This window comes from Chryseobacterium sp. C2(2020) (genome assembly GCF_014218915.1).
Classification (GTDB): domain Bacteria; phylum Bacteroidota; class Bacteroidia; order Flavobacteriales; family Weeksellaceae; genus Chryseobacterium; species Chryseobacterium mucoviscidosis.
In genome coordinates, this window is sequence record NZ_JACLCT010000004.1 from 31,542 (window position 1) to 43,422 (window position 11,881).

The 11,881-nt window shown below is 37.0% G+C and carries 10 protein-coding genes; 2 read left to right on the top strand and 8 right to left on the bottom strand.

Going from position 1 to position 11,881, the window contains the following annotated elements; genetic code table 11:
* The first annotated feature begins 17 nt into the window (after positions 1-17).
* Positions 18-1,190 carry a DUF2062 domain-containing protein gene (locus H6W52_RS03550; protein WP_116096790.1) on the top strand — a complete coding sequence of 391 codons (1,173 nt, stop codon included), beginning with the start codon at positions 18-20 and terminating at the stop codon, positions 1,188-1,190.
* A 5-nt stretch (positions 1,191-1,195) separates the two neighbouring features.
* On the opposite strand, the gene H6W52_RS03555 is transcribed toward H6W52_RS03550, so the two are convergent.
* The 7 genes from H6W52_RS03555 to hutH form a co-directional block, all read right to left on the bottom strand.
* The gene (locus H6W52_RS03555) at positions 1,196-2,989 is read right to left on the bottom strand and encodes a C45 family autoproteolytic acyltransferase/hydolase (protein ID WP_241277890.1); all 1,794 of its coding nucleotides are present in this window, start codon (positions 2,987-2,989) and stop codon (positions 1,196-1,198) included.
* The gene (locus H6W52_RS03560) at positions 2,979-4,517 is read right to left on the bottom strand and encodes a phytoene desaturase family protein (protein WP_116096788.1); all 1,539 of its coding nucleotides are present in this window, start codon (positions 4,515-4,517) and stop codon (positions 2,979-2,981) included. Before H6W52_RS03560 ends, H6W52_RS03555 begins: the two co-directional genes overlap by 11 nt.
* 240 nt (positions 4,518-4,757) lie before the next feature.
* Positions 4,758-5,642 carry a lipid A biosynthesis acyltransferase gene (locus tag H6W52_RS03565; protein WP_116096786.1) on the bottom strand — a complete coding sequence of 295 codons (885 nt, stop codon included), beginning with the start codon at positions 5,640-5,642 and terminating at the stop codon, positions 4,758-4,760.
* 98 nt (positions 5,643-5,740) lie between these two features.
* The gene (locus H6W52_RS03570) at positions 5,741-5,995 is read right to left on the bottom strand and encodes an acyl carrier protein (RefSeq protein WP_108410540.1); all 255 of its coding nucleotides are present in this window, start codon (positions 5,993-5,995) and stop codon (positions 5,741-5,743) included.
* 4 nt (positions 5,996-5,999) lie between these two features.
* Entirely contained in the window at positions 6,000-7,220 is a 1,221-nt protein-coding gene (locus tag H6W52_RS03575) for a beta-ketoacyl-[acyl-carrier-protein] synthase family protein (protein WP_185216468.1), read from the bottom strand.
* 74 nt (positions 7,221-7,294) lie between these two features.
* Positions 7,295-8,026 (bottom strand): 3-oxoacyl-ACP reductase FabG, encoded by a 732-nt coding sequence (fabG, locus tag H6W52_RS03580; RefSeq protein ID WP_076396267.1) that lies wholly within the window; start codon positions 8,024-8,026, stop codon positions 7,295-7,297.
* A 75-nt stretch (positions 8,027-8,101) separates the two neighbouring features.
* The gene (gene hutH, locus H6W52_RS03585) at positions 8,102-9,622 is read right to left on the bottom strand and encodes a histidine ammonia-lyase (RefSeq protein WP_185117446.1); all 1,521 of its coding nucleotides are present in this window, start codon (positions 9,620-9,622) and stop codon (positions 8,102-8,104) included.
* Positions 9,623-9,718: 96 nt separating this feature from the next.
* On the opposite strand from hutH, the gene H6W52_RS03590 reads away from it, so the two are divergent.
* Entirely contained in the window at positions 9,719-10,963 is a 1,245-nt protein-coding gene (locus H6W52_RS03590; protein WP_116096782.1) for an NAD(P)/FAD-dependent oxidoreductase, read from the top strand.
* 303 nt (positions 10,964-11,266) lie between these two features.
* Here the strand turns inward: H6W52_RS03590 and H6W52_RS03595 are convergent, their stop codons facing one another.
* Positions 11,267-11,866, bottom strand: a complete 600-nt coding sequence (locus H6W52_RS03595; RefSeq protein WP_123891939.1) for a hypothetical protein — start codon at positions 11,864-11,866, stop codon at positions 11,267-11,269.
* Between the last annotated feature and the right edge of the window lie 15 nt (positions 11,867-11,881).

The window sequence follows — 11,881 nt, forward strand, 5'->3', positions numbered from 1 at the left end:
ATTAATCAGCCATTTACATGAATCTTTCTGAAGTACGAAATGCAATCTCTGAAAAGAAAATTTGTGTTTTAATTCCTACTTATAACAATGAAAAAACTCTGAAAAGGGTAGTCGACGGTGTTCTGGATTATACGGAAGACATTATTGTTGTAAATGACGGTTCTACGGATTCTACGAGAGAAATTTTAAGAAGTTATTCTCAGATCGAAGTTATTGATTTACCGGAGAATAAAGGAAAAGGAAATGGTTTAAAAATCGGTTTCAGAAAGGCTAAAGAACTGGGCTACGATTATGCGATCACGATTGATTCCGACGGACAGCATTATCCGGATGATATTCCTGTTTTTGTGGAGGCTTTGCTAAATGAAAAGGAAGATGTTTTATTGATTGGGAACCGAAATATGTCTCAGGACGGAATTCCCAAGAAAAGCAGTTTCGGAAACCGCTTCTCTAATTTCTGGTTCTGGTTTGAAACCGGAATCAAGCTTGAAGACACACAATCCGGTTATCGATTATATCCTTTACACAAAATTCCCAAGAAATATTTTACGCCAAAGTTTGAATTTGAAATTGAAATTATTGTAAGAACTGCGTGGAGACACGTTCCGGTAAAAAATGTTCCGGTGAAGGTGCTTTACGATCCTGCGGAAAGAGTTTCTCACTTCAGACCTTTTAAAGATTTTACGAGGATCAGTATCCTGAATACCATTCTGGTTACCATTACTTTACTTTATATTATTCCGCGAAACTTCGTGAATAATTTCAAAAAAAAAAGCATTAAAAGATTCATAAAAGAAGATGTTCTTGAAAGTGACGGAAGCAACAGGATTAAAGCTTTTTCTATTGCTCTGGGCGTTTTTGTGGGCTTTTCTCCATTCTGGGGATTTCATACGCTGATTGTTATTTCTCTTTCTGTACTATTCAAGCTGAATAAAGTGCTTGCCTTTTTTGCATCCAATGTAAGTTTACCGCCTTTTATTCCCTTCATTATTGCCGCTTCGCTGTTTTTGGGTTCTCCTTTTGTTCATGGAGACAGCAATATTTTTAGTCAGGAACTGAACTTCGATCTGGTAAAAAATAATCTGCTGCAGTACGTTATCGGAAGTTTTATTCTAGCAACTTCAGCCTCTGCAATTTTAGGGGTAGCAACTTTTCTTTTCCTGAATAAAATAAGTCCTGATAAAAACTAAATTCCTTATTTCAGTTTTTTCACTGTCTTTCTCAGATATTTCTCCACATTTTCTCTATCCGGAACCGTGGTAATTTCTTTGGTTAAAGCCTTTTCGAATTCTGTTTTTGCTTTTGCATATTCTTTCTGACTATAATAATATTTCCCGGCATGATAATAAACAAGCCAGAAATCCGGATTTAAAGACTGATAATGGGGCAGAAAATCTTCGGTGAGTAAAACATCTCCTTCAATTCCCTTTTCCACTTCTTCACTCATCATTTTGTACCGTTCGTAATTTTTAAATTCCGGAGAGTCTAGGAAAGGATCTTTTGGAATATTCAATTCAGATTTCGCAAACTCGCCGCTTTTTAATCTTTTATCCGAAAAAATTTCATTCAGATCATAACAGACAAATTCTCCCAACTGATAAGGATTTGCAGAAACCCACACCAGTTTTTTCTGAGGTGAAAAGATCACGGCGTGATGCGCCAAAAGCTGATTGATTGCTTTTTCGTTTCCAAATCCTATCTTCTCTCCTTTCAAGCCGGATTTGTCTCTTAAAATCGCAGCCATTTTTTCGGGATTGAGCTTTTTATTTTCTTCTAAAAGTTCCTTCAGTTTTTCATAACGGTATTCTGAATGGCTTTCCGCAATATGTTTCTGATTCCTTTTATCATTTTTATAAGCCTCCGACTGGAAATGATTGGTGCAAAAAACACGGCTTGTGTTTTCCACTTTATACACCCCTAAATTATTGGGAGAAACTTCAATAATCACCGCATTTTTATCATTCGCACTTCCGACCAGAATAGATTCCGAAACGAAGACTTTTCTCTTTTTGGCAATGGCAATTGCTTCATCAATGGTTCTGGCATATTGTAAAATTTCCCTTGTCACCAGAGAAATCGGTGTTTTTGCAGTCAGTGGAATTTTAGATTTTCCAGCGTTAATGGTAACCGTAATTCCTTCTTTGTTCATCCCTGAAACTACGCCGATCATTCCTGCCCATGTCACAGAAAGATAAGGAATTCCTTCTTCCGGCTGAACGAACTCTATGACCTTATTTTTAGCAAAATCATCTCCCACGTAAAAGTCGAAATTTCTTCCGATGAGCAGATCTCCGTCTTCTGTATTTTCATTCCAGACCGCAAGAGAAGTACATCCCACCATCATTAAATCCTGCATGGCATGACCAATGTCGTGCGCTCCGTGCAAATACATACTTCGCAGAAACTTTGGCGCGATGAAATTATATTTGTCCGAAGAATATTGAGACATGCCGTAGATTTCTGCCTGAAAATCCTCCCTTATGTTAAGATACATTTTCCGGTTGTACCATTTCAGGAAACCTCTCAGTAAGTTTTGCTTAAACTTAGACGGGACAAATCCTTCAATTTTGGAAAAGAAAATTTCTTCCTGTTTCTGCATCAGATTTTGGGTTAAAGCTCCGTTATTATAACCTAATTGGAGAGGATTTCCTTGAATATACAATTCCCAGATCTGCTGCTTATTTTTTGTTAAATAATTCTGATTGAAACTGAAAGTTGAATCGTTAATTTTATTAACCTTCGGAACATCAAGCGAGTATTGTTTTACATCGGGAATATATTTGATGGATTTTCTTATTCCGCAAGATGTGAGGAAAAGGCAAAGGTTTAGACTGAGAAAAATTAAGATTATAGATCCGCTATTTCGAAAACATTGAATCTTGTCATTCTGACGAAGGAAGAATCTCAAAAAAAACAATTTAGATTCTTCACTCCATTTCATTTCGTTCCGGATGACAATAAACGGCTTATCATTTTCGCTATTTTTCACCTTTATTTTTATTAATCAGTTGTGTTAATCTTTCATCAATCAGCTCTTTTCCGAGAATTTCTGCGCAGGTATTAAATGCGCCGATCGTACAGCCCAAAATTCCGTGCATATTGACAGACTGTCCGGTAAGAAAGAGATTGTCGATTTTCGTGCGTGGAGAAACCATGGTTTTCAGAGGATTTTCGGAACTTTTCATGTAACCGTACATATTTCCGTTAAAACTTCCGATATAATCGCGATAAGACAACGGTGAAGAAGTGTAAAAACACTTAATCGATTTTCTTAAATCAGGAAACTTCTTTTCTAAAGCATCGATCATTTTTTCAGCTTTTTCCAGCTTGAATTTTTCATACAATGCTCCTCTTTCATATTTGTCTACAACGGTATTGACGGTTTCCTTCCACTCTTCCACTTCCTGAAAATTCATGTAGGAAATGGCGGTGAGACTTTCTGCAAAACCGGGATTTTGTTTGGATTCTGTGGAAGAAAGCATATACATTTCGGGCCATTTTTCTTTTTGATAACGATGGGCATTCCAGACCATTTCCTCATTGGCAAAATGGTAAATATTATAATTGAAATTCTGAAAAGACTGCGGTTTCATCACGAGATAAACACTGAAACATGACGGAACCGGTTCCCAGCTTACAATTCTGTTGACAAATGATTTTTTAAGCCTTTCTTCACCAAGAAGTTTCAGGGTTGTGCGAATTTCAATATTTGAGATGAATTTTTTTGCAAAATATTCTTTTCCTCCTGAAGTTTTTACTCCGGATAAAATATTGTTTTCATTAAAAATAAATTCGGAAACTTCAGCATGTTTGTGTACTTCTGCTCCATATTCACGAAGCCTGCGAATCATCAGTTTTGAAATCTGGCTTCCTCCTTTTATGCATTTGTAAGCACTTTGAATATAAGAATTTACGGTGAGAGCATGAACGTAAAACGGAACGTTTTCAGAATCTCCTGCATATAAAAAATTAGAACCCAACAAAACGGACTGCAGCTTTTTATTTGAGGTTAAAGATTCAATAAATCTTTTGGTATTTAAGTGAAGAATTTCTTCATTGTAATTGTCTTTTCCCACCAGATTGTATCTGGGAAACTGGCTGCAAACTCTCTGAATTTCTTCACAATAGTCTTCTAAATTATCTCTTTCTTCTGGAAAGTATTTTGATAGCTGTTCAACAAAATTTCTGTAGCCTTGTGCGTGAGGATATTCGGTTTCATCGTCTCCGAAAGTGATTTTGTCGTAGCCGTTCTCGTCCATCTTATGAAGCTGAAGTTCATCCATAATTCCCAGATAGGAAAAATACTGATGAAGATTCTGCCCTTTGGAAAGTCCTCCTAAATAGTGAACTCCGGTATCGAAGATGAGTTTGTCGCGGGAAAAGGTCTGTAAATTTCCACCGTACTGATTGTTTTTCTCGAGAACGCACACCTTCAAGCCTTCCTTCGCCAGAACAAGCGCTGAAACAAGACCGCCCAATCCGCTGCCGATTACGAGTATGTCGAACGTTTTTTTCAAGGAGGAAAGTGTCTTTAATGATTTTGAAATTTAAAACGCAAAGTCCACAAATATTTTTTTAATCACTTCCTGTTTTTAAGTTCGCAAAACGAAGTTTCGCCGAATCCAATGAATCAATCATAAAATTGAGGCAAAGGCGTTAACACTCAGCAAAGATAAAAGGAAACTCAGGACTTTATTTTAAATTTCTCAATCATGTTTGAGTTAAATATTAGTTTTCTGAAGGTAAAAGTAGGAAATTTAATTAATATCGTCCCAAAAATCAAAATAATTGAACCATTGAAGCGGATATTTTTTGATCATGGATTCGAGATTTTGGGTGTAAGAGTTCAAAAGTCCCTGTGCATCTCGTTTTTTGACGTTTTCGGCAACTCTTGCGTACAAGTGATAATGCAGATTTTTTTCTTTCATCACATACACATATACGACCGGAACGCCTAATCTGGAAGCAATGAGAAAAGGTCCTGCAGGAAATTTCGCTGTTTTCCCCAGTAATTCGCCTTCTAAAAACTTTGAGCCTTCGAAATATCGGTCTCCGGTAAAGCAAATGAGCTCATTTTTAGACAAGGCTTCATTGATGTCGAAAATATGGGACATATCTTCTTTCACGTAGATGAATTTAATGCTACTCGCTTTTACGGAAACACTTTCAAGGTATTCTTTAATAACTGTAACTTCCTGATCTGTTGTTACTAAGTTGATCTGACAGTCGAAATCGATATCGGCAAAGAAATGTTCGGCAATTTCAAAATTCCCGATGTGCGCACTGATGAGAACGCCGCCTTTTTTTTCGGCTAAAAGGTTTCTGAGGTTTTGAATTCCATCGAATTCGTAGGTGTATTTGTTACGCAATCCTGCTGAAATAGCAGTTTTATCAATAAGAACGGTTCCGAAAGTGAAATAGCTTTTAAACAGAGAAAGTTTTGTTTTCCAGAAGCCATATTTCAGCCTTTCTGAAAAATAATAACGGTAGTATCTGTTGCTGTTTTTTTCGAACAAAAAATAATAGAACGCAACAAAGTAAAGCACCACATATGAACTCCTGATCCCGATATTTCTAATGCACCAGACGAAAATTTTATAGCCCAGAATCGTCCCTTTAGATTTACCTTTCCATTTGTTCATACTTTTTGTTCTTAACGCAAAGTTCGCAAGAATTTTTTAACTAGTACCTGTTTTTTAAGTTCGCAAGGGCGTTTTACTCAGCAAAGAAGCTAAATCAATTATACGCTTTTTTCAGTAATCTTATTTTCGATCACGGTATAGAAATCGTCAAAAGTCACTATGTTTTTGAAGTCTGCTTCTCCTAATTTCACTCCGAAATTAGATTCGATAACCACTACAAGATCAATATAATCTAAGCTGTCTAAGCCTAACGTTTTTTTAAAGTTTGCATCATTGCTGATTTCATCGCCGTCAACTTCAAATTCATTGACTAAAAAATCGTTGGCGATCGCAATAATCTTTTCCCTTTCCATGTTTTTAATTAAATTTTTTAACGATTAATGCAGAATTGGTTCCCCCAAATCCGAAAGAATTCGACAAAAATACATCAATTTTTTGACTTTTAGTTTCGGCGATCAAATTTATCTTTTTCGCCTCATCATCAGGGTTTTCCAGATTAATATTCGGGGCTACAAAATCGTTCTGCACTATCAGAATAGAGTAAATAACTTCGCTCGCACCTGCCATCCAGCATTCGTGACCGGTCATTGATTTTGTTGAACTCACGGGAACTTCGCTTCCGAAAATTTCATAAATGGCTTTTGCTTCATTGGCGTCACCAATTGGCGTTGACGTCGCATGAGCATTAATGTAATCGATATCTGTTGCCGATAATCCGGATTGTTTTAAAGCCCGATCCATTGCTAAAGCAGGTCCGTCTACATTGGGTGTGGAAATATGTCCTCCGTTGGAAGAAAATCCATACCCGACAATTTCCGCGATGATATTGGCTCCTCTTTTTTGGGCAGATTCTAAACTTTCAACAATTAAAGTTGCTGCTCCTCCACTCGGAATTAAGCCGTCTCTGTCTTTATCAAAAGGTCTGGATGCTTTTGTGGGTTCATTTTCCCGTACTGAGAAAACGCCCAAACCGTCAAAGCTCGCCATCGAATATTTATTGGTTTCCTGTGCTCCTCCGCAAATAATCATCTCCTGAAAACCGTTTTTAATCATCATGTAAGCCAGTCCCAAAGAGTGAGATCCGCTTGCGCAGGCTGCACTGATGGTTAAATTGATTCCTCTCAGTTTAAAAATGGTAGAAAGGTTCATGGTAACCGTAGAGTTCATGGATTTAAAAATAGCTCCTGAACCCATTAACGTTGTATCTTTTTTCTCTCTCGCAATATCGATCGATTCTACCACCGCCTTGGAAACACTGTCGTTTCCATATAAAATTCCGACTTCGTTATTGTCTAAAAAATCCTGGTCTATATTTGCCTGTTGTAAAGCATCGAGTGTTGCGATGTATGCATATTCGCTTTCTTCGCCCATGCTTACGCGCTGTCTGCGACTGAGAAGATTTTTGAGATCAGGCTTCGGAACCACGCCCGTTAATCCCGATCTGAAACCAAATTCTTTTCTTTCGTCTACTAAATGAATTCCGGATTTTCCCTGAAATAAAGATTCTTTCACCTCTTCCAAAGAAGTTCCGATGCAGGAATAAATTCCCATTCCGGTAATGACAACCCTATTTTCCATGTAATGTTCAAGGTTTTAGGTTTTAGGTTTTGGATTGCAGCTCACAACTGCTGTCTTTTACCTGCCACCTGATTTTATGAGTAGATTCCTCCGTTAATATTGATGACTTCGCCTGTAATGTACGATGACTTTTTAGATGCTAAAAATGCGACTAAATCTGCCACTTCTTCTGCTTCCCCGAACCGGTTTGCAGGAATCATTGCTTTTAATTCGTCTTCATTGAATTCCTGCGTCATGTCCGTTTTTATGAATCCCGGTGCAACAGCGTTTACGGTAATGTTTCTTTTCGCCACTTCCTGAGCAAGCGCTTTTGTAGCTCCTACCAAAGCTCCTTTCGCCGCAGAATAATTGGTCTGTCCTGCTGTTCCCTTTACTCCGGAAACAGAAACCATATTGATGATTCTGCCGTATTTATTGCGTAGCAGTTTCTGGATAAAGAAATTCGTCACGTTGAAAAAGCCATTTAAACTGGTGTTAATTACCGCGTTCCAGTCTTCACTCGGCATCCACATGAACAATCCGTCTCTTGTAATTCCGGCATTGTTTACGATCACCTCAACAACGGATTTAGGATTATTTTCCTGCCATTCTGTTAAAACTTTTTGGGTTTCTTCGGCATTTCCTACGTCAAATTTCAAAATTTCTCCGGTAGATCCCAATTCTTCAACTTTAGCTAACGTTTCTTTAGCTGCCGCTTCGTTTGAAGTGTAGTTGATTAAGATATGATAGTTTTTTTCTTCAGCCAGTTTTATACAGATTGCTCTTCCGATTCCTCTTGAGCCTCCTGTGACGATTGCACATTTCATGTGTTGCTTATGTAGTTTTAGTTTTTTGTATATATTTTCCTTTCCTTAAGTATGACAATTAATTTCCTTAAAAAATTACATTGCCTTTAAATATTTCTTCACTTCTTCCAGATAAGGATACATTACCATATCATCTGAAAACGCAGGAATAATCTTTCTTATTTCATCGTACAATTCTTTGGTTGCTGATGAAATTTTATCCTGAAAACCAAGATATTCTATTGCCTGAACAATGGTAATCGCTTCAATCGTCAACACCTCGAATGCATTTTCGATTACTTTTCTGCAGATCACCGCTGCATTGGTTCCCATACTTACAATATCCTGATTATCATTATTGTTAGGTATACTGTGAACATACATCGGGTTTGATAACATCTGGCTTTCTGCCGTTGTAGAAGTTGCTGTAAACTGAACACCCTGCATCCCAAAATTGAATCCTAATTTACCCAGATTAACAAACGGAGGCAGGATTTCGTTGATTTTAGAATTCAGTAAATAATTCAATTGTCTTTCTGCCAACATTGTTAATTTGGTGACCACAATTTTCAGCTTGTCCATTTCAAGGGAAATGTAATCGCCGTGGAAATTTCCACCGTGGTAAACGTGCTGATCTTCTACATTGATGATCGGATTATCATTTGCTGAATTGATCTCGTTTTCCAATACTTTTTCCGTATATTCCAACGTATCCAGAACAGGTCCCAAAATCTGAGGAACACATCGTAAAGAATAATATTCCTGAACTTTTTCCTTGAAAACTTTTTCCTGCTCTTCAAAGTGAGTATATAAATGGTCTGCTCTTTTTCTGATTAATTGACTGTCAGACAAATGAGCACGCATTTTTTCTGCAATTTTCTGCTGTCCTTCGTGAAGTTTTGTTCCATTCAGAACTTCAGATAAATGATCGTCGTACGCCTGAACAATTTCGTTGATCGCACAAGATAATTTGATTGAAATATCGGTTAACTGATTCGCTTTATGCGCATTAACGACTCCAATTCCGGACATCACGGATGTTCCGTTCATCAAAGCCAGTCCTTCACGAATTTCTACCTGAATCGGCTGTAAGTTTTCGATCTCAAAAACTTCCTTTGTTGATTTTCTTTCTCCTTTATAGAAAACTTCTCCTTCCCCGATCAATACCAACGCAAGATGTGCCAACTGAACCAAATCTCCGCTTGCTCCAACGCCTCCATGTTCAAAAATAAGCGGCGTAATATCTCTGTTTATTAATTCTTTAAGTAAATTTACTACAGAATGATGAACGCCCGATTTTCCTAATGATAAGGTATTCAGTCTTGCCAGCATACAGGCTTTTGCTTCGTCTGCCGGAAGCGGATTCCCGATCCCCGAAGAATGGCTTCTGATTAAGTTATACTGAAGTTGATGGGTATCTTCATCGCTGATTTTGAACTGCGCCATGGGTCCGAAACCTGTGTTCACCCCATAAATTACTTTATTTTTTGAAAATTCTTTTAAAAACTGAAAACTTTCATCCACTCTGGCAAGAAGTGTTTCATCCAGTTCTATTTTCTCATTGTTGATGATGACTTTCTTAAAGTCGCTCAGTTCTAAAAAGTTATTTATTTTCATCAATTAAAAAGTAATAAGATAATTTTGTAATTATTAATTAATTGTCATTAATTTTGCGGCAAAGATAGAAGTTATTATTAAAATAAAAAATCAAAGATGAGTAAAGAATTTGTTGACGTTCTTGTAATCGGCGCCGGACCGTCTGGCTGCGTATCTTCTTCATATTTAAAGAAGAACAACGTCAACGTGAAAGTTGTTGAAAAAACAAAATTTCCGAGACTGGTTGTTGGAGAAAGCCTGATTCCGCGTGTGATGGATCATTTTGATGAAGCCGGACTTTTCCCTGCTCTTGATAAAATGGGCTTTGAGAAGAAACTGGGAGCACGTTTTTTAAGAGGCAACGAAGTCTGCATTTTTGATTTCAGTAATAAATTCGGGGAAGGATGGGACTGGACGTGGCAGGTTCCGAGAGCGGATTTTGATAATGTTTTAGCTCAGGAAGTCATTAATAAAGGAATTGATCTTGAATTCGAAACGGAAGTGATCGGCATTGAGTTCAACGGAACAGATTCTGTAACGACTGTAAAAAATAAGAACGGCGAAATAAAAGAAATTCATGCCAAATTTGTGATTGATTCTAGCGGTTACGGAAGAGTTTTACCGAGACTTTTAGATTTAGAAAAACCTTCAAAACTTTCTCCTCATTCTGCGATTTTTTCTCATGTAAAAGATATTAACCGGGAAGAAGGTACGGAAGGAACGCTTATTTCTTTTGATATTATCGAAACGGAAGTCTGGCTTTGGGTAATTCCTTTCTCCAACGGAAACACGAGCGTAGGAATTGTGGGACCTACTGAATATATCGAAAAATTATCCGCAAACGGAGATACAACGGAAGCTTTGAGGAAAGCCATTTCTCTTTCGGATTATTATGTAAAACGTTTCGGGGATGTAGATTTTCTTTTTGAACCTCAACATCTGAAAGATTATTCGTGCTCGGTAAAAAAATTGTATGGTGATGGTTTTGCGCTTACAGGAAATGCTTCGGAATTCTTAGATCCGGTTTTCTCTTCAGGAATGGCTTTTGCTACAGAAGGCGGAATGACCGCAGCAAAATTAGCCTTAAGGCAACTGAACGGCGAACAGGTAGACTGGCAAAAGGAATTTGCAGACTATATTTTATACGGCGTTGATGTTTTCACAACGTATGTAAAAGAATGGTACACCGGAAATCTTCAGGAATTATTTTTCCACCAGCCGGAAAATCAAGATGTGAAAAGAAAAATCTGTGCAGTTTTGGCGGGTTATGTCTGGAATAAGAAGAATACTTTTGTGAGAATTCATGATACAGCGATTAAAAATCTGGCAGAATTTATTAAAACAGAAAAGCAACAAGCATAAAAAAACCGCTTCTGAAATATGAAGCGGTTTTGTATTATTTTTATTTTACCTGAGTTCGGGATAAGAAATAAATTTAAATAATTGATTTATAGCATTAGATTAATTTATCGCAAAGAAAAACAAAAAATTTTTCTACTTATTTAAAGTTTGCAAGCTAAACAAAGGCACTTCGTTTATTTAAAAAACACAAAAATGGTATTACTTTGATAAGTTTTACGCCTTTGTATATCTTAAAAGCTGAATCCTTGATAATTGAATCTCTTTGTTTATCATTGCGGTTAAGAAGACTTATCCCGACTCAGATTATTTAATCTTTTTTTCAATCATATGAGCCAAAGTCTTTGCTGTTTTGGCATATCCTTCCGAAATTCTGTCATTATTATTTGGTAGTCCCACAAAATTATCGCCGGGAGCATTCTTACTTTCGATTTCCAGTAAAACATGAGAAGGATTTTCTGTTTCTACAAATTTTAAAAGGGTACTCAGTTTTGAAGGCTGGTTCATAATTCCTCCGAACCATCCCGGATAAATCCAGACAGTTTCTACAATGAGAGTATATTTTGCAGATGAATTGTTCACAGAAGTTTTAATATCCGTGTTTTTATTCATGGATGCTAAAAATTTGTCTACAAACTGAGTATTTTTAGAATATTCCCAGTCTTTCTTCCACTTTTCAAATTCTTCAGGACTTTTACCTGCTTTTTGGATCGCTTTTTCCTGTTTAGCAATGTAGCCGATCTCATCTACATTTTCTTTATAGAATGTTACATGGTTGTAATCCATGTTAAGGTTCAGTTCAGTCTGCCCTTTTAGGAAATCGAAATTTCCGGAAATCACTTTCATCTTTTGTGCATGTAGAACACAGGCTAAAAAAACCAGAAAGGATAGGAATGTTTTTTTCATCGTTTATTTAAATTT